Source organism: Pseudoflavonifractor sp. 60 (assembly GCF_009911645.1).
Lineage (GTDB): Bacteria > Bacillota > Clostridia > Oscillospirales > Oscillospiraceae > Lawsonibacter.
This window is the reverse complement of the sequence record NZ_QWKI01000030.1, coordinates 1-16625: the sequence shown is the minus strand read 5'-3', so window position 1 is coordinate 16625 and position 16625 is coordinate 1. Positions and strand designations below refer to the sequence as shown.

At 60.7% G+C, this 16625-nt stretch carries 19 protein-coding genes and 1 pseudogene; 7 read left to right on the top strand and 13 right to left on the bottom strand.

Features of this window, described 5'->3' with window-relative positions; genetic code table 11:
• Positions 1 to 3: 3 nt before the first annotated feature.
• The gene (locus D1646_RS03180) at positions 4 to 804 is read left to right on the top strand and encodes a formate/nitrite transporter family protein (RefSeq protein WP_160635052.1); all 801 of its coding nucleotides are present in this window, start codon (positions 4 to 6) and stop codon (positions 802 to 804) included.
• 95 nt (positions 805 to 899) lie between these two features.
• Here D1646_RS03180 and cysS read toward each other — a convergent pair whose 3' ends face one another.
• From cysS to cysE, 4 genes are read right to left on the bottom strand one after another with little or no spacing between them, the layout of a single operon-like run.
• On the bottom strand, positions 900 to 2348 hold the full coding sequence (gene cysS, locus D1646_RS03175) for a cysteine--tRNA ligase (protein ID WP_160635051.1): 1449 nt from the start codon (positions 2346 to 2348) through the stop codon (positions 900 to 902).
• A 29-nt stretch (positions 2349 to 2377) separates the two neighbouring features.
• Complete coding sequence (locus D1646_RS03170; protein ID WP_160635050.1) at positions 2378 to 3040, bottom strand: hypothetical protein; 663 nt, start codon at positions 3038 to 3040, stop codon at positions 2378 to 2380.
• A 41-nt stretch (positions 3041 to 3081) separates the two neighbouring features.
• On the bottom strand, positions 3082 to 3675 hold the full coding sequence (locus tag D1646_RS03165) for an SMI1/KNR4 family protein (protein ID WP_160635049.1): 594 nt from the start codon (positions 3673 to 3675) through the stop codon (positions 3082 to 3084).
• Positions 3672 to 4328, bottom strand: a complete 657-nt coding sequence (gene cysE, locus D1646_RS03160; protein WP_160635048.1) for a serine O-acetyltransferase — start codon at positions 4326 to 4328, stop codon at positions 3672 to 3674. The genes D1646_RS03165 and cysE overlap by 4 nt, the downstream gene beginning before the upstream one ends.
• A gap of 404 nt (positions 4329 to 4732) precedes the next feature.
• On the opposite strand from cysE, the gene D1646_RS03155 reads away from it, so the two are divergent.
• Both D1646_RS03155 and D1646_RS03150 read left to right on the top strand, forming a co-directional pair.
• Complete coding sequence (locus D1646_RS03155; RefSeq protein WP_160635047.1) at positions 4733 to 5443, top strand: helix-turn-helix transcriptional regulator; 711 nt, start codon at positions 4733 to 4735, stop codon at positions 5441 to 5443.
• Positions 5440 to 5799, top strand: coding sequence for a hypothetical protein (locus D1646_RS03150; RefSeq protein ID WP_160635046.1), 360 nt, complete (start codon positions 5440 to 5442; stop codon positions 5797 to 5799). The genes D1646_RS03155 and D1646_RS03150 overlap by 4 nt, the downstream gene beginning before the upstream one ends.
• A 39-nt stretch (positions 5800 to 5838) precedes the next feature.
• On the opposite strand, the gene raiA is transcribed toward D1646_RS03150, so the two are convergent.
• The 9 genes from raiA to D1646_RS03100 form a co-directional block, all read right to left on the bottom strand.
• Positions 5839 to 6390: a ribosome-associated translation inhibitor RaiA gene (raiA, locus tag D1646_RS03145; protein WP_160635045.1), complete on the bottom strand. Its 552-nt coding sequence runs from the start codon at positions 6388 to 6390 to the stop codon at positions 5839 to 5841.
• A 121-nt stretch (positions 6391 to 6511) separates the two neighbouring features.
• On the bottom strand, positions 6512 to 7669 hold the full coding sequence (locus tag D1646_RS03140; RefSeq protein WP_160635044.1) for an amidohydrolase: 1158 nt from the start codon (positions 7667 to 7669) through the stop codon (positions 6512 to 6514).
• A 306-nt stretch (positions 7670 to 7975) separates the two neighbouring features.
• A complete protein-coding gene (locus D1646_RS03135; RefSeq protein WP_160635043.1) occupies positions 7976 to 8446 on the bottom strand; it encodes a S1 RNA-binding domain-containing protein in 471 nt (156 codons plus the stop codon).
• Between the two features lie 57 nt (positions 8447 to 8503).
• On the bottom strand, positions 8504 to 8785 hold the full coding sequence (locus D1646_RS22970) for a septum formation initiator family protein (protein WP_243154000.1): 282 nt from the start codon (positions 8783 to 8785) through the stop codon (positions 8504 to 8506).
• Positions 8786 to 9268: 483 nt separating this feature from the next.
• Entirely contained in the window at positions 9269 to 9562 is a 294-nt protein-coding gene (yabP, locus tag D1646_RS03120) for a sporulation protein YabP (protein ID WP_160635040.1), read from the bottom strand.
• A gap of 88 nt (positions 9563 to 9650) precedes the next feature.
• On the bottom strand, positions 9651 to 10385 hold the full coding sequence (locus tag D1646_RS03115; protein ID WP_160635039.1) for a DUF4230 domain-containing protein: 735 nt from the start codon (positions 10383 to 10385) through the stop codon (positions 9651 to 9653).
• Positions 10386 to 10520: 135 nt separating this feature from the next.
• Positions 10521 to 10802 (bottom strand): hypothetical protein, encoded by a 282-nt coding sequence (locus D1646_RS03110; RefSeq protein WP_160635038.1) that lies wholly within the window; start codon positions 10800 to 10802, stop codon positions 10521 to 10523.
• A gap of 69 nt (positions 10803 to 10871) precedes the next feature.
• Positions 10872 to 11891, bottom strand: coding sequence for a membrane dipeptidase (locus D1646_RS03105; RefSeq protein WP_160635037.1), 1020 nt, complete (start codon positions 11889 to 11891; stop codon positions 10872 to 10874).
• Positions 11892 to 11928: 37 nt separating this feature from the next.
• A complete protein-coding gene (locus tag D1646_RS03100; protein WP_160635036.1) occupies positions 11929 to 14076 on the bottom strand; it encodes a Tex family protein in 2148 nt (715 codons plus the stop codon).
• Between the two features lie 430 nt (positions 14077 to 14506).
• Here D1646_RS03100 and D1646_RS03095 point away from each other — a divergent pair, with 430 nt between their 5' ends.
• The 4 genes and pseudogenes from D1646_RS03095 to D1646_RS03080 form a co-directional block, all read left to right on the top strand.
• Complete coding sequence (locus tag D1646_RS03095; RefSeq protein WP_160635035.1) at positions 14507 to 14899, top strand: DUF4430 domain-containing protein; 393 nt, start codon at positions 14507 to 14509, stop codon at positions 14897 to 14899.
• Positions 14900 to 14904: 5 nt separating this feature from the next.
• Positions 14905 to 15420, top strand: coding sequence for a hypothetical protein (locus D1646_RS03090; protein ID WP_347565120.1), 516 nt, complete (start codon positions 14905 to 14907; stop codon positions 15418 to 15420).
• Between the two features lie 224 nt (positions 15421 to 15644).
• Entirely contained in the window at positions 15645 to 16106 is a 462-nt protein-coding gene (locus D1646_RS03085; protein WP_160635034.1) for a low molecular weight protein-tyrosine-phosphatase, read from the top strand.
• A 264-nt stretch (positions 16107 to 16370) separates the two neighbouring features.
• Positions 16371 to 16625: pseudogene (locus tag D1646_RS03080) on the top strand (flagellin); the annotation flags it as partial.

Below are 16625 nucleotides of genomic sequence, written 5' to 3'. Positions count from 1 at the left end.
ACTATGTTGAGCCCCGGGGAATTTGTCCTGTTTTATGCCCAGGTGGGCGAGAAAAAGTGTGCCAACAGCGCCGTCAGACTGTTTTTGGCGGCAGTGCTGGCGGGATTCTTTATCGCCTCCGGCGCGGTGGCGGCAGGAACGGCCTCCTATGGGCTGGATAATCCCTCCATTGCTCGGGTTGTCAGCGGCCTGCTGTTCCCCTTCGGGCTCATCATGGTCATCCTCACCGGGGCGGAGCTGTTTACCGGAAACTGCATGATTGCCATCTCCCTGCTGGAGCGGAAAGCCGGCCCGGCGGGAATGGTGCGGAATCTGGCGATTGTCTACCTGGGAAACTTTACCGGGGCGGGATTGCTGGCGGCGGCAATGGCCTTCAGCGGGGCCTTTTCCAACGAGGCACTGGCAGTTTATGTCATTCGCTCCGCTGCCGCCAAGTGCGCCATTCCCTTCGGCAGGGCGGTGGTGCTGGGAATTTTGTGCAACATTCTGGTGTGCGCCGGGGTGATGTGCTCCCTGTGCGGCAAGAGTCTGCCGGGGCGGGCCATAGGGGCCTTTGTGCCGGTGAGCTTCTTTGTCATCGGCGGCTTTGAGCACTGCGTGGCCAATATGTACTACATCCCCGCCGGACTGCTGGCGGCAGGTCTGCCCGGCTGTGCTGGGCTGGCCCGGGAGGCAGGGATTGATTTGTCCCTGCTGAGCCTGGGCGGACTGTTCACCAACCTGATTCCGGTGACCATTGGGAACATCATCGGCGGCTGCGGCTTCGGGGCGCTGATCTGGGCCTGTCACCGGAGGCCGGCGTAAGGGGCCGTGCCCTGATCCTTTCATACAAAAAGCTCCCATCCCGGAAGGGATGGGAGCTCTGCTTTATAGAGGATCAAAGGGGTTTGAGGAGGCCGTCAAATCCGTCTCCAGCTCGCCCCGCCGGGCACGTCGGTGACATCAATGCCCTGCTGCTTCAGCTCGTCCCGAATGCGGTCGGCCTCGGCAAAGTTCTTGGCCTTCTTGGCCTCATACCGCTGGAGGACCAGCGCGTCCACCGCGGGGTCCCCCTCGCCGGTGATGGTATAGCCCCCCTGGGTCGCGGTCTTCTGCCGCTTCTGCTCCTCCCGCACCGCCGCCGCCTTCTCCAGCAGCGACAGGGAGAGCACCTGGTCAAAGCTGTTCAGAATGGCCAGCCGGGTTGCGCCGTTGGTCTTGGCCTTGAGGGCGTCGTACAGGGCGGTGACCCCCAGGGCGGTGTTCAGGTCGTTGCCCACCTGGGCGCGGAATTTTTCCTTGTATGCTTCCAGTACGGTCTGGTCCACGGCTCCGTCGGCGGGGTCCTGGGCGGCCACTTTGGCAATGAGCTTGTGGAAGGCCGCCGTGGCGTTGTCCAGGTTCTCCCAGGAGAAGACCAGCCCCTTGCGGTAGTGGCTCTGGAGGCAGAAGAAGCGGTAGACGATGGGGTCATAGCCCTTCTCCTCCAGCAGGGACACGGTGAGGAACTCCCCCTTGGACTTGGACATCTTGCCCTCGTTGGCGGTGTTCAGGTGGTGGACGTGGAACCACTGCCTGCACCAGGGGTGGCCGATATAGGCTTCACTTTGGGCAATCTCGTTGGTGTGGTGGGGGAATGCGTTGTCAATGCCGCCGCAGTGCAGGTCCAGGTACTCCCCATTGTACTTCAGGGAGATGCCGGAGCACTCAATGTGCCAGCCGGGGTAGCCCACGCCCCAGGGGGAGTCCCACTTCAGGGCCTGGTCCTCAAACTTGGACTTGGTGAACCAGAGGACAAAGTCGTTCTTGTTCCGCTTGTTCCGGTCCTCCTCCACGCCCTCCCGGACGCCCACCGCCAGGTCCTCCTCGTCGTGGGCGTTGAAGATATAGTAGCGCTCCAGCTTGGAGGTGTCGAAGTACACGTTGCCCCCCGCCACATAGGCATAGCCCTTGTCCAGCAGGCCCTCAATGAGCTTGATAAACTCGTCAATCAGGCCGGTGGCGGGCTGGACCATGTCGGGGGTCTTGATGTTCAGCCTGCGGCAGTCGTCGAAAAAGGCGTCGGTGTAGTACTGGGCAATCTCCATCACGCTCTTGTGCTCCCGCCTGGCCCCCTTGAGCATCTTGTCCTCGCCGGTGTCGGCGTCGGAGCTGAGGTGGCCCACGTCGGTGATGTTCATAACCCGGTTGACCTCGTAGCCGTCCCAGCGCAGGAATTTTTCCAGCACGTCCTCCATGATGTAGGAGCGCAGATTGCCGATGTGGGCGAAGTGGTACACCGTGGGGCCGCAGGTGTACATCTCCACATGGCCGGGGGTGTGGGTCGTAAATTCTTCCTTCTTGTGGGTCGCGGAATTGTATAATTGCATGGTATTTTCCTCCATTTTGTAATTTCGCTCTAAATCGGCTCGCCCAGCCCCTCCATGACCTCCATCAGAGCGTCGCAGCTCTCCCGGGTCGAGGCGCCATACATGGTCTGGTACTGGCCGCCCACATCCATGACCACCACCAGATTATCGGGGCGGCTGCTGTAAAAGGTGAGCTCATAGTCCATCCAGTTTTTCAGGACAACAGGGCGCCGGGCCAATTTCGTCTGAACTGCTTCCAGCTCTTCATCGGTCAGCCAATAAAAGAAACAGTCCTCCGGGGTATGTTCCAGCTGCCAGACGGCCTCATAGGTCAGGGCGGCCTCCAGAAACTCACTGGCAGTGGAGGCGGACAGCAGCCAGGGGTCGTCATCCTCCGTCTGGGTGTACACCGGCGGGTCGGGGAGGGCCAGGTCCTCCCGGCGGATGCCCGCCCGGCAGACCCCCTGGTTCTCGTTGAGCAGGATCAGCGCGTCACAGTCCTCCAGCCACTTCCATTTGGAATACTGCTCCGGAAAAATCCAGTCGTCCTGGACATAGTTCAGCCGCTTTGTGTGTCCAAAGGTGCGCCAGAAGTCCTCCACCACGGCGGGGAGCACGCCGAACCGCTCCCTCACTGCGGCAATCTCCGCCTCGGTACAGCCCTGGGGCCGGTCCACGCCGTAGAGGTCGCGGACAAGTGCTCTCAGCTCCATTTTAACAAGCTCCTCCTCTGTAGGGGCGGCCTGCGGCCGTCTTATTGGTAAATCAGATAATCCGTTTCTTCCCAAATATCCAGCTGGGAAAACAGCTCCTCCAGCGCCTCCGAATCTCCGGAGGCCAACACGGCCTGATGCTCCGGTGTCAGCCAGCCCTGCTGCTTCCGGACCCACCAATGGTCCGCTGGCAGGTCGGCATACAGAATGGGTTCACACAGGTGGGAGAAGATGAAATGCTCAAAGCTGCGGTTGGTCAAGCCGATTTCACCGCTGAACTTCATCCAGGCAAACACAGGGGCCTCCGGGTCCTCCAAAGCGGCGTCAAAGAAATAGATGTCCCCGTCATCATCCCAGGCAAAGGGAAGGATCTGGACTCCTTCCTTCCACTGTCCGCCGTGCTCCTGGACCTGTTCCATCAGATTTTCCCGCACCAGCACCACATCCGAAAAGAGCAGCGGGGACCAGCCGCGGCAATATTCCGGACACATGGTTTCCAAAAGCTGATTTGGAAAGAAGTGTGATTGAGCCTGGGGCCTGCCGCACATCCAGCGCATGGCTCCGCTTTCGTAGATGCTCCGACAAGCCTGCGGATAGGCGATATGGAGCTTTTTCTCTACTGTCTCCAGTTTCATTTGTGTTTCGCCTCCAAATACGTTTCATCCAGCAGCTTCTCCACCAGCTCCAGACGGGCGTTGAGGGCGGCCAGCTTTTCCAGTGTGGGGTTGTTCACGCTGGTCTGGTCCACGTCGTCGGCGTAGTGGGTGGAGCGCCCGGCGATGCGGACGATCTGAGCGGGGATGCCCACGGCGGTGGCGTCCTCCGGGACTTCGGACAGTACCACGGCGTTGGCGGCGATGCGGGCGTTGTCCCCCACCTTAAAGGGGCCCAGCACCTTGGCTCCGCAGGAGATGAGCACGTTGTTGCCGATGGTGGGATGGCGCTTGCCCTGGTCCTTGCCGGTGCCCCCCAGGGTGACGCCGTGGTAGATGAGCACGTCGTCTCCCACCTCGGCGGTCTCGCCGATGACAATGCCCATGCCGTGGTCAATGACAAACCGGCGGCCGATCTGCGCGCCGGGGTGAATTTCGATGCCCGTCCAGAACCGGGACCACTGGGACACCCAGCGGGCCAGAAATTTCCAGTTACGGCAGTACATCCAGTGGGCAATCCGGTGGTATATGGTGGCGTGGACCCCCTGATACAGCAGGAAAATTTCCAGCTTGGACCGGGCCGCCGGGTCCCGGCGCTGATAGGCCTCCAGCATTTCATTCAAGGCTTTAAACATAGATAACCCTCTTTCGGTTGAAAACAAAAAACCCCCTATGCCCACCTGGGCATAAGAGGCGATTGCTCGCGGTTCCACTCTCATTTTCACTCATTTGGCCGGTATCGGGGCCAAGCCGGACGGCATTACCCGCCGCGCTCCCGGACGCACTTCACGCCTCCCGCCGTAAGCCCCCTTGCAGCCAGTGAGGGGCCCTCTCTGTCCTTTGGGTGGGACGTTACTTTTCCGTTCCTCGCGCTGATAGTATAATATATTAACATTTCCCGGGTTTGGTGTCAAGTATTTGGCGTGGAAATTTGGAAAAATCCCCGATGTCAACGCAGAGTTGACAAGTTTCCAGCCCTCTTTTCTTGTCAACCGGCTGTATTTTTGTTATACTGGGAGCAGAAAAAGGAGGGATGAATATGACTTTAGGAGAACGAATTGCCCTGGTCCGGAAGAATGCGGGGCTGTCCCAGGAGCAGCTGGGAGAGAAACTGGGGGTATCCCGGCAGGCGGTGAGCAAGTGGGAGTCGAACCAGACCAACCCGGATGTGGTCTATGTGGCCCAGATGTGCCGGCTGTTGAAGGTGTCCTCCGACTGGCTGCTGCTGGGGGAGGAGCGGGAGGCGGACGGCGCGCCCCGCCGGTGTCCCCACTGCCAGGGAGTGGTGACCGGCCTGGAGAAGTTCTGCCCCAGCTGCGGCCAGAGCCTTATGGAGGAGTCCTCCGACGACAGCCGCTATAACCTGTTTTTGTGGGTCGTGCGCCACAAGGCCGACACTCGGAACGCCCTGCGGAAGTTTTACCGGGATTTGGCCGGTGACCGGGACTATATCCTGCCTAAATGTCTCCAGACAGATCCCATGCGCTTTGATATAACCCTCACGGAGAACACCCCCGTCCTGATCTGCGGCCACGCCGACCGTGCCGCCGCTGAGAAGGCTAAATCGCTGCTGGCCGGCTGTGCAGAGCTGCGGACCTACCCTGAAGACGCCGGCGAGGACTGGCTGCAACTGCCCCCCGGCGAACAGGTGAACAGTCTGTCTACCCAGTTTCCCCCCACACCGCCCATGACCTTCGGCATGGTGGTACTGGCGGTGATTCTGGGCATCATCATTGCCAGCTTCCTATGAGCAAGGGGCAGCGCTTTGATCTGTGGGTCTGCGGCGGTGCGGCCCTCTTCTACCTGGTCAACCGCCTGTGGCTGAGTCAGGCGGCGGGCGGCTGGCTGGGGGGATTCCTGTCCTGTTACGCCAACGACATCTTTGCCGGGGCGGCCATTGTGGCCTGGACTGATCTGCTGCTCCGCTTGGGAAAACTGCCCCCGGTGCGCTCCTGGCGGCACACCGTTCCTCTGCTGCTGGCCTGCGGCTTTGTCTGGGAGGTGCTGGCCCCCCTGTGGAAGGCGGGGGCGGTCTTCGACCCCTGGGACTTCCTGGCCTACCAGGCCGGGGGCCTGCTCTGGCTGGCCGGTCAGAGAGGAAAATAAAACGCGCCCGGGAAAATCCCAGGCGCGTACAGGAAAAACTTACTGCTCGTCCTCAATCAGGCCGTAGTCCCCGTTGTTGCGGTGATACACCACGGCAAAGGCCCCGCCGGCGTCCTCGTCCCGGAAGGCGAAGAAGCTGTGGCCCAGCAGATTCATCTGCAAAATGGCCTCCTCCTTGGTCATGGGCTTGATGGGGAAGGTCTTGCTGCGCATAATGCGGTACTCGCCCTCCTCCGGCTCGTCGGGGGCAAAGGTGGACACCTCGCTCACGTCTAGGGCCCGCTCGAAAGCCCCCTGGCGCAGCCGCTTCTCCAGGCGGGTCTTGTTCTTGCGGATCTGCCGCTCCAGGGTGGTGACGGCGGCGTCGATGGAGGCGTGCATATCGGAGGTGCTCTCCGACACCCGGAAAATGGTGCCGCTGGAGCGGATGGTGATCTCCACCTTGTTGTTCCGCTCCTTCTCCACACTGAATGTGATGGCGGCGGTGGCATCCTCCTTAAAGAAACGGTCCAGCTTGCCCACCTTCTTCTCCGCGTACTTGTGTACGGCGTCGGGCAGGGTCACTTTTTTGTCCGTAAATACAAATTTCATCTCAGTCGCTCCTTTCTGGTATCAACCGAAGGGAGGTTCCCTTCTGTGTCACTTATTATACCACAGGGGCGGAGAAAATCCAATCATTTTTGTTAAAAATTTCTAAATTCTTTGAGACCTTTTACTCAACCCGCCGGCCGCCGATCAGCACGGCCCTCACCTGGCCCATCAGCTCCAGAGGATGGCGGCTGGAGACCACAAGGTCCGCCTCCTTGCCGGGGGTCAGGGAGCCCAACTGGGCGTCCAGTCCGGCGATTTTGGCTGCGTGGATGGTGATGGCGGCCAGGGCGGTCTCCTCGTCCAGCCCCCCCTTTACCGCCAAAGCGGCGCACAGGGGCAGGTACTGGATGGGGATCTCCGGATGGTCGGTGCAGACGGCGATTTCAACCCCGGCCCGGCTGAGGATGGCGGGATTCTCCAGGGTCATGTTGGCCAGCTCCGGCTTGGAGCGGTCCCCCAGGGCGGGGCCGGTGATGACCGGGACCTTCTCCTGGGCCAGCAGGTCGGGGAGGAGGTGGCCCTCAGTTCCGTGGACAATGACGCATTTTAGGGAAAATTCCCTGGCAATGCGCAGCCCTGTGGCGATGTCGTCCGCCCGGTGGGCATGGATGTGGACGGGCAGCTCCCCCCGGACCACCGGCAGGAGGGCCTCCAGCTTGGCGTCATAGTCGGGGGGATCGGTGTCCTCGTCCTGGTCCGCCCTGTCCAGTTTCTCCCCATACTCCACCGCCTTGCGCAGATTCTCCCGGATGATAGCGGCGGTGGCCATACGGGTCACGGGAGTCTCGTCCCGGTGGTGGTAGACCTGCTTGGGATTCTCCCCCAGAGCCAGCTTCATGGACACAGGAGCCTTTACAAGCATGGCGTCGACCCAGCGGCCGTCGGTCTTGACGGCGGCGAACTGCCCGGCGATGGGGTTGGCGGAACCGGGACCAGTGAGAACGGTGGTCACCCCCGCCGCCCGGGCCTCGGAGAAGCAGCGGTCCAGGGGATTGACGGCGTCGACCGCCCGGAGCTGGGGGGTGCAGGGATCGGTCTCCTCGTTGCCGTCGTCGCTCTCAAAGCCGACTGCGTCGCCGAACATCCCCAGGTGGCAGTGGGCGTCGATGAAGCCGGGGCAGATGTGCCCCCCTTCCGCGTCGATGATTTCCCCCTCCCAGTCTGCGGGACACTCTGACATGGGACCCACCTGGGCAATTTTGCTCCCTGTGACGGCTACGTAGCCCTGTCCAATCACAGGTCCGTCCATCGTGTGGACGGCGCCGTTGATGATAAGCATAAGATTTCCTCCGTTGACAGGAACCGACAAAGGTTCCCATTGACTTGCCTGGGAAAATATGGTAGACTTCTCCCAGCTCGACCAATATGCTTTGTGCGAGTCTCTCCCCGCACTTGGGCGCCCTTCTTCGGAGGGGCGTCTTTTCTATTTTTGTATCTGTTTCCCGTATTCATATGGACGACCCCCTGCCCCGGGAAAAGAGACAGCCAAGGGGAAGGGGCGCTCCTAAGTGAATGGCCGGCAGCACAGATGCTCCTCATTATACAAAGGGGACCGTCCGCAGACGGCCCCCTCAAACGCACATGTTTACCGGCGTCCGCCGCCGCCCCGGCGGTTTCCGCCTTTTTTCTCGATATAGCGCAGCTCAGACAGCTTGCTGTCAGAGGACTGCATAAACTGCTTCAGCCGGTCCTCAAAGTCGGTGGGCTCCTTGGGAGCTTGGTGGACAAAGCCCATTGGGCGCGCCGGGCCGCCGCCCTGCCTTGGACGGCCTCCTCCCCCTTGCCGGGGGCCGCCGCCCTGTCTGGGGGCGCGCTGGGGCGGGGGCTCTACCTGCTTGATGGACAGATTGATCCGCTTGGCCTGGTCAATTCCGATGACCTTCACCTTGACCTCCTGCCCCTCGTGCAGGTGGTCGCTCACCTCATTCACATAGGAATAAGCGATCTCTGAAATATGGACCAACCCGGATTTTCCATCCGGCAGGGCTACGAAAGCCCCAAACTTTGTGATTCCCGTCACCTTGCCATCCAAAATGGCTCCTACAGCTAACTCCATTGAACCCAACTGTCCTCCCTTGTAAATTTAGAACACACACCCGCTGAGGCAGCTTGATTAGTTGGCGATGTCGATAAACAGTGTTTCGTGCTGCTCCACATAGCCCCGTTCCCGGGCCACCTGCTCCAGCATTTCAGGGTCGTCGCTGTTTGCGATAGCGTCTTCCAGTTTTTGGTTTTCCAGCCGCTGGTCGGTCACCTGCCGGGCCAGAATATCCCGTTCCGCTTCCACGCTCTGGATTTTCCCGCGCAGGTCCAGCACAGCGATGGCCATATAGATCAGCAGCACCAGCACCACGAGCTTGGTTAAAAATCCGGCCCGTTTGAACTGCATGGTCATCCACCTCTCCTTCCCTGACACGGCGGCGGCGGGCGGCCTGATCCAACTGCCCCGTCAGCGACTTTATTTTATACCATTTCGCTCCGGAAAGGAAGACGTTTTTTGCAAATTTTCTGATTTTTTTTAAAAGGACGCCTGCAAGCCCCAGAGGAAATGTCAAAATGCCCAATAGAGCGGCGGTCAGATCGGCTCCCAGGTAGCCCAGCCGCAGCAGCCAGGGGCTGATGGCCCAAAAATAGAGCCCTCCGCCCACCAGGCAGAAGACGGCGCCGTACACTCTGACCTGGCCTCCCCAGGCCTCCTGGGACCAGAGAAACAGGGCCGCAGTGGCTGCCAGCCAGAACAGCAGATCCAGCACAGGGGCCAGGAACGGAATCCTGACCCGCACCCGCAGGATGCGCAGCAGGTCGTAGACGATCCCCATGGCTCCGCCCAGCAGCAGCGCCTGACACAGTGCCCGGCTCTGCTGGACCACATCCACCGTCATCCGCCCAGAAGCCGGGCGAGAAATCCGCCGCCCCGGCCGCCCTGGTCCGACTCGTAGAGCAGCGCGTTCACCCGGCCCTCCACCTTCAGGTCGCCCCCGTCCAGGGAGAGCTTTTCGATGTGCAGACCCTCCCCCTGGATCTCCAGTCCCCCCTGAGCGGTGGTGAGGAGGATGGTGTTCTCATCAAAGCTCTCCACCTCCTCCACGCCGGAGACGACCAGCTGTTCCCGCTCCTCCAGGATGATGTGGTGGCTCATGGTCGGACGGGCCCGGTCGTCCACAAATGCCATAGAAATTCCCCCTTTCCTCTCCATTCTATGGGAGCGGCCCCAGGCTTTAGAACCGATATCCCAAAAGGGAAGGGAAAGGGGAGTAAGATCATGTCACGGTCAGCCGGTAGGACTCCATCCCGGGCAGCTGGGCCAGGAAGGACTGCACCAGGATCCGGGCCTCCTGGCTGGCGCTGGCGAGGACGCCCCGGTCTATGGCCTTCTGCTCCATGCTGGTCTTTTGTCTGGCCACAAACTCGGTATAGTTCTCAATGGAGATGGGGTTGAAGACGTTGTTGGTCTCGTCCAGCACCACCAGGGTGTCCTCAAAGGTCTCATGGGAGACGATCTCACTGTCGGGCAGGGTCACGGCAATGGAACGCGCCTCTTCATCTACGTCGATTTGGGCCCGGCTCAGGTCCACCCCGACCCGGATCCGTCCGTCGTAGGCCACAATAAACCGCTTGCTGGTGAAGGGGATGCCCACGTCCTGGCCAATGATCTTGATCTGGTTCTGATTTTCAAATTTGCCCGCGTTGGTGTAAATGTACTCGGTGGTCACTAGCTCCTGGAGGGAGCTGAGCTGGTCGCTGACGGTGGAGCTGGTGATGACGGGCTCGCTCTCCTGGATCAGCCGGTCCTCCTCCGCCTGCCGGGCCTCCGACCGCAGGGCCGCGATGGCCTCCTTTTGCAGCTCCAGCTCCTGTTCCAGCATATTCTGACGGTCGTGGGCGGACAGAGCCAGCCGTCCCAGGCCGGCAGAGACCAGGACCAGCAGAAGAATGATGGCCCAGAGGAACCCCCTTTTTTTCCAAATGGGGCGTTTTTCTTCCGTTTTACTCATGAGAAAACCTCCTTTAACCGGCGGCAGTCGAATTTTCCGGGATTTTGTCACAATTATACCATGGAGCGTCCCCGGGCGCAAGGCCGGCGGAAAAAGTTCAGACCGGCAGGGGAGAACCCTTCCGGTCTGGCTTTGTCATTTGAAGAGGAAGTACAGAAGCACACCCGCCGCCAGCAGCCCCAGGATGATCCAGGGCGCGGGACTGCCCTTCTTCTTGGGCTTGGGTGTAGAGTGGGTGTTGTAAAACTTGATATCGCTGTGCGGAGTGGGAGTGGAACCGCCCTGCGCCAGGATATCCCTCTGCCGCTCCAGCCCCTGGATCAGGCGGACATGGGCGTCCAGCGCTCCGCCGCAGTAGACGCAGAAGGAGCGGACATCCTCATTGACACGGTGGCATTCGGGACAGCGTTTTGACATAATGATGCTCCTTTTGCGGAATTTAGCTGCATTATACCAGAAAGGGCCGTCATGTGCAACATCACTGGACTAAATCAAATGGGCTTTGAAAAAATGCAGGGCGTTTTTCCACAAGATTCCATCCGCCAGCTCCCGAGAGAGACCCCGGTCCAGAAAGTACTGATACAGCCCGGCGAAGCGCTCCCCGCTGTCCAGTCCCGGGGGCACGTTGGTGCCGTCAGCGTCGGAGCCCAGCGCCAGGCAGCGCTCCGCGCCCAGCTCCAGGAAGTGGGCCACATGACGCCACAGGTCGTCCAGCACCGCAGGGCGCTCCCCGGTGCGCAGAAAGTCCTGGCAGTAGTTCAGGCCGATGAGACAGTTTCGGTCCACCATCTCCCGGATCTGTCTGTCGGTGAGGTTGCGTCTGTGGCCGCATACAGCGCGGGCGTTGGAATGGCTGGCGACAAAGGGTTTTTCCGCCGTCTCCAGCACATCCTGAAAACTCCGGTCATTTAAATGGGACACGTCTACCAGAATGCCCGTCCCCTCCAGGGCCCGGACGGCCTCCCTGCCGAAGGGGGACAGGCCGTGGTCCGTCACATTGCCGGAGGCCAGCTCATTCTCCCCGTTCCAGGTGAGGGTTATCATCCGTACCCCGTCCCGGGCCAGGACTTCGATCCGCTCCAGCTGCCCGGCCAGGGCGGAGCCGTTTTCCACCGTGAGGATGGCGGCAGTCTTGCCCTGAGCCCAGGCGGCCTCAATATCGGCGGCGCTGCGGCAGGGGCTCACCTTGTCCGCCAGCCCCTCCATCTGGCGGTCAAAATTGCGCCGGTGGAGCTCATAATAGGCGGCGGCCTCCTCTCCCCGCACCTCGTCGGGGAGGAAAATGGCGCAGCACTGACACCAGCGGACCTCCTCCGGAAGGGCGGACAGGGAGAAGTGCCGCCCCGGCAGGTCCAGGGTGTTGGTCCGCTGTACCCGCTGGGCCAGTTCAGCGGCGGCCCGGGCCTTTTGCCCCGGGTTCCGGACAGCGTCCAGCAGTCTGTAATCCTCCTGAGAGCAGGCGGTGAGGGTGTCGCAGTGCAGGTCGATGAGGGCAGAGGGAAGCACGAACATCACTCCTTTGCAGTTATCCTATGCGGAAAGGTCAGGGCTTTTTCATGGTCAGGGAGATGCGCTTCTTTTTCTCGTCCACCTCCACCACCCACACGGTGATCACGTCCCCCACGCTGAGCAGCTCGGAGGGGTGGCGGACCCGGCGGGGCAGCTTGGAGATATGGACCAGTCCATCCTGGTGGACGCCGATATCCACAAACACGCCAAAGTCGATGACGTTGCGCACCGTGCCCTGGAGCTCCATACCGGGTTTCAGGTCCTTGGCCTCCATCACATCGGTGCGGAGAATGGGGGGCGGCAGCTCATCCCGGGGGTCCCGGCCCGGCTTGGACAGCTCCTTCACAATGTCCGCCAGGGTGGGAGCCCCCGCGCCGCAGGTCTGGGCAAGAGTCTCATAGCCGATGGCCTCCGCCTTCTCCTTCAGCTGCGGGATGTTCCCCGCCTTCACGTCCTCCAGCGTATACCCACAGGCGGACAGCAGCTGTTCCGCCGCGCCGTAGCTCTCCGGGTGGACGCCGGTGTTGTCCAGCACGCTCTTGCTCTCCGGGATCCGGATGAAGCCGGCGCACTGCTCAAAGGCCTTGGGCCCCAGCTTGGGCACTTTTAACAGCTGTTTCCGCGTGGTAAAGATCCCGTTCTCCTCCCGGTACTTCACCAGATTTTTGGCGGTGGCGGCGGTGAGGCCGGACACCCGCTGGAGCAGGGAGGGGGAGGCGGTGTTGGCGTCAACTCCAACGGCGTTCACGCAGTCCTCCACCACTCCGTCCAGAGTCTCCCCCAAGCGGGCCTGGGGCATATCGTGCTGGTACTGGCCCACGCCGATGGCCTTGGGGTCGATCTTCACCAGCTCGGCCAGGGGGTCCTGGAGCCGCCGGGCGATGGACACGGCGCTTCTCAGATTCACGTCAAACTGGGGGAACTCCTCGGCAGCCAGCTTGGAGGCGGAGTACACCGACGCCCCCGCCTCGCTGACGATCATATAGCTGACGCCGCCCCCCACTTTCTGGATCAGCTCCACCGTCATCTGCTCGGTCTCCCGGCTGGCGGTGCCGTTGCCAATGGCAATATGCTCCACGCCGTGCTTTCGGATGAGGGTGGACAGGGTTTCGATGCACTCCGCCTTCTGGCGCTGACCGTAGGTGGGGTAGACCACCGCCGTGTCCAGCACCTTGCCGGTGCCGTCCACCACCGCCACCTTGCAGCCCATGCGGTAGCCCGGGTCCAGGCCCATGGTCACCTTCCCCTTGACGGGGGGCTGCATCAGCAGGGGCTTCAGGTTGAGGGCGAACATATGGATGGCCCCCTCGTTGGCCTGGTCGGTGAGGGTGTTTCTGATCTCCCGCTCCATGGAGGGCTGGATCAGCCGGTCGTAAGCGTCGTCGGCGGCGGCGCGGACAAAGTCCATGGCCGCCCGGTTGGGGACCACCATGCGGCGGACGGCAATGTGGGCGGTCTCCGGGTCCAGTTCCACACTGACCTTTAAAACGTCCTCTCGCTCCCCCCGGTTGACGGCCAGCACCTGGTAGCCCTGGACCCGGCCCACCGGCTGCTTGAAATCGTAGTACAGGCGGTAGACGGTGTCCTCCGGCTCCTTGGCGGCGGCCCTGGACACCAGCAGACTGCGGCGCAGATACAGCTCCCGCAGCATTTTACGCACGTCGGCGTCGTCGGAGATCATCTCAGCGATAATGTCGCTGGCCCCCTGGAGGGCGTCCTCCGCTGTCTCCACCCCCTTCTCGGGATCGACATAGTCCAGGGCGGCCCCCTCCATGTCCACCGCGGGACCGAGGGCAAAAGCCAGGGCGGCCAGGGGTTCCAGCCCCTTTTCCCGGGCAATGGTGGCCCGGGTGCGCCGCTTCTGCTTGTAGGGGCGGTACAGGTCCTCCACCTCCGCCAGGGTCGCGGCGGCGTCTATGGCGGCGGAAAGCTCCTCCGTCATTTTGCCCTGGTTCTCGATGGAGGTCTTCACCTCTCCCTTCCGGGTCTCCAGATTGCGCAGGTATTGCAGCCGGTCGGCCAGCTCCCGGAGCAGCTGGTCGTCCATAGAGCCGTGAAGCTCCTTGCGGTAGCGGGCGATAAAGGGAATGGTGGCCCCCTCATCAATGAGGGTTACCACATTTTGCACGTGTTCCTCGGCGCGGCCCAGCTCCTGGGCCAGAGTTTGAATCATGGCGTCCATAACGTTCTCCTTGGAAATAAAGTCAGGGAACAGTTTACCGCAGATTCGGGAAAAAGTCCAGCAAAAAACAGCCCTTGACAGGACTGTGAAATCTGGTATAATGGGGACCAAGGAAGACGCCGCCCACAGAGGGTGGTCACTCTCCGGTTACGTTCTAAAAGAAGTAACCACCCGTGGTTTGCGGCCTGGGGTGGTTACTTCCTTTTATCGATGATTTGGATAACCAAATTGATGACGCCCAAGATCACCAGACAAAACTGGAAGATGTCTGAATAAGTAGGCATCAAATCACCCCCTCTCCTTCTGGGAGAGGCTTGGAAGAACCCTCCCAGTCCAGAGAGCCCTGCCCGCCTGTGTTAACGGCGGCGTCTTGTCTGCTATTATAACACGGGACGGGGAACTGAGCAATAATAAAGAGAGGAGTTTTGACATGAGAGAAAACAAGAAGACACTGTTGGCCGTGGCCGCGCTGGCGGTTGTGGCGGCGCTGATGCTGGGGCTGTGGTACTTCACCAGGCCCGAGACTCAGGCGGGGGCCAAGACCATTGCGGTGGAGGTGGTCCACGGAGACGAGAGCGTCAAAGAGTTCACCTATCATACCGACGCCGAATATTTAGGTGAGGTCCTGCTGGCGGAACAGCTGGCAGAGGGAGAACAGGGGGCCTACGGGCTGTTTATCACCACCGTGGACGGGGAGACCGCCCAGGACAGCCTGCGCCAGTGGTGGTGCATCACCAAGGGAGGCGAACGGGTGGACACCGGCGCAGACACCACCCCCATTGCCGATGGGGACCGCTTTGAGCTGACCATGTCCACCTACTGACGGCGGTGGATCGGAAGCATATAGAGACGGCCAGCCGAAGGGTCGTGCTGTGCGCCCTGCTGGCCGCCCTGATGATGGTGCTGAAAATGGCTATGGCCCCCCTGCCCAACATTGAGCCGGTATCCCTTCTGATTCTGGTCTATGCCCTGGTCTTTGGGCGGCAGGTATATTACATAGTATTTACTTATGTGCTGTTGGAGGGGCTGGTCTTCGGCTTTGGCCTGTGGTGGCTGAGCTACCTCTATATCTGGCCCCTGTGGGCGGCGTTGGTCCTGCTCCTGGGCCGGAGCGGAACACGTCCCCCTCTGCTGTGGGCGGCGGCCAGCGGTATTTTCGGACTGAGCTTTGGGGCGCTGTGCGCGCTGCCCTACCTGGCAGGCGGACCCTGGGCCGCTTTCGCCTATTGGACGGCGGGCATCCCCTTCGACCTGATCCACTGCGGCGGGAACTTCCTACAGACGCTGTTCCTGGCAGAACCCCTGCGCCGGGCTTTAACTGCGGCGCGGGAGAAACTAATGTGATTCGATCTTATGAAGAGCGCAGCAAGCTGCGCTCTTCGGCAGGGCTGGGAGTTAGGGATGTCCAGGGCCGCGTGCGCGGACAAAAGGGAGGCAGTGGAAAGACCTGATTTATCAATATCGGTACACAGATATCCCCAGGAGACGGGCAGTACACCAAGGACAGGAAAAACGCCGAACCCTTTGATATAACAGGGTTTGCAGATTGATAAAGGGGAATGTGAGATATGACAAAGATCCTATTTGTGTGCCACGGCAACATTTGCAGGAGCCCAATGGCCGAGTTTGTGATGAAGGATCTGGTGAAAAAAGCGGGGTTGGAGAGCCAGTTCCACATTGAGTCCGCCGCTACCAGCACCGAGGAACTCGGCAATCCGGTCTATCCACCGGCCCGGCGCAAGTTGGGGGAGCACGGGATCGACTGCACCGGCAAGACGGCCCGCCAGCTGAAAAACCGCGACTACGACCAGTTCGACCTCCTGATTGGAATGGATCAGGCCAACCTGCGGAATATGCACCGTATCTGCGGCGGCGATTTCGAGGGCAAGATACATTTGCTGATGGAATACACCGGCCGCCCCGGCGAGGTGGCCGATCCGTGGTACACAGGCGATTTTGAAACCACTTGGCGGGATGTATTGGCGGGATGCCAAGGGCTGTTGGATTCCTTGCGTTCCAGAGAGCGCTGATTATGGCTGGAAGGGGGGCTGACGGCGCAGAAAATAAAAGCCAAAAAATTTTTCCAACGCCCCTTAATTTTTGGAAAGAGCGTCCGATATAGTAAAAGAACCGAGGGTTCAAAGGATTTCAGCCGGTCCTAGGCGGTTGAAACCACGTACCGCGTCAAACGTTTTAAGGATTGTGGCCACGGTCCGCGGATGAATGGCGCAAGGCAGAACTGTGTTTTTCGCAAGGATGCGTTAAGCACACTAAAAACCGAAAGGAGTCATACTATGCGTATCCAGCACAATATTATGGCTATGAATGCCTACCGTAACTACAATTTGAACAACAAGGCTTTGGCCGGCAACCTGGAGAAGCTCTCCTCGGGCTACAAGATCAACCGCGCGGGTGACGACGCGGCTGGCTTGGCTATTTCCGAGAAGATGCGCGCCCAGATCGCCGGCCTTGAGGCTGCCCAGAAGAACGTGAAGGACGGCACCTCCCTGGTGAAGACCGCCGAGGGCGCGATGCAGGAGGTCCAGGAT

What these genes read in the sequence shown, in the direction of transcription:
- D1646_RS03180 (WP_160635052.1), top strand. Translation starts at nt 4, where the DNA reads ATGTTGAGCCCCGGGGAATTTGTCCTGTTTTATGCCCAGGTGGGCGAG.
- cysS (WP_160635051.1), bottom strand. Translation starts at nt 2,348, where the DNA reads ATGCAATTATACAATTCCGCGACCCACAAGAAGGAAGAATTTACGACC.
- D1646_RS03170 (WP_160635050.1), bottom strand. Translation starts at nt 3,040, where the DNA reads ATGGAGCTGAGAGCACTTGTCCGCGACCTCTACGGCGTGGACCGGCCC.
- D1646_RS03165 (WP_160635049.1), bottom strand. Translation starts at nt 3,675, where the DNA reads ATGAAACTGGAGACAGTAGAGAAAAAGCTCCATATCGCCTATCCGCAG.
- cysE (WP_160635048.1), bottom strand. Translation starts at nt 4,328, where the DNA reads ATGTTTAAAGCCTTGAATGAAATGCTGGAGGCCTATCAGCGCCGGGAC.
- D1646_RS03155 (WP_160635047.1), top strand. Translation starts at nt 4,733, where the DNA reads ATGACTTTAGGAGAACGAATTGCCCTGGTCCGGAAGAATGCGGGGCTG.
- D1646_RS03150 (WP_160635046.1), top strand. Translation starts at nt 5,440, where the DNA reads ATGAGCAAGGGGCAGCGCTTTGATCTGTGGGTCTGCGGCGGTGCGGCC.
- raiA (WP_160635045.1), bottom strand. Translation starts at nt 6,390, where the DNA reads ATGAAATTTGTATTTACGGACAAAAAAGTGACCCTGCCCGACGCCGTA.
- D1646_RS03140 (WP_160635044.1), bottom strand. Translation starts at nt 7,669, where the DNA reads ATGCTTATCATCAACGGCGCCGTCCACACGATGGACGGACCTGTGATT.
- D1646_RS03135 (WP_160635043.1), bottom strand. Translation starts at nt 8,446, where the DNA reads ATGGAGTTAGCTGTAGGAGCCATTTTGGATGGCAAGGTGACGGGAATC.
- D1646_RS22970 (WP_243154000.1), bottom strand. Translation starts at nt 8,785, where the DNA reads ATGACCATGCAGTTCAAACGGGCCGGATTTTTAACCAAGCTCGTGGTG.
- yabP (WP_160635040.1), bottom strand. Translation starts at nt 9,562, where the DNA reads ATGGCATTTGTGGACGACCGGGCCCGTCCGACCATGAGCCACCACATC.
- D1646_RS03115 (WP_160635039.1), bottom strand. Translation starts at nt 10,385, where the DNA reads ATGAGTAAAACGGAAGAAAAACGCCCCATTTGGAAAAAAAGGGGGTTC.
- D1646_RS03110 (WP_160635038.1), bottom strand. Translation starts at nt 10,802, where the DNA reads ATGTCAAAACGCTGTCCCGAATGCCACCGTGTCAATGAGGATGTCCGC.
- D1646_RS03100 (WP_160635036.1), bottom strand. Translation starts at nt 14,076, where the DNA reads ATGGACGCCATGATTCAAACTCTGGCCCAGGAGCTGGGCCGCGCCGAG.
- D1646_RS03095 (WP_160635035.1), top strand. Translation starts at nt 14,507, where the DNA reads ATGAGAGAAAACAAGAAGACACTGTTGGCCGTGGCCGCGCTGGCGGTT.
- D1646_RS03085 (WP_160635034.1), top strand. Translation starts at nt 15,645, where the DNA reads ATGACAAAGATCCTATTTGTGTGCCACGGCAACATTTGCAGGAGCCCA.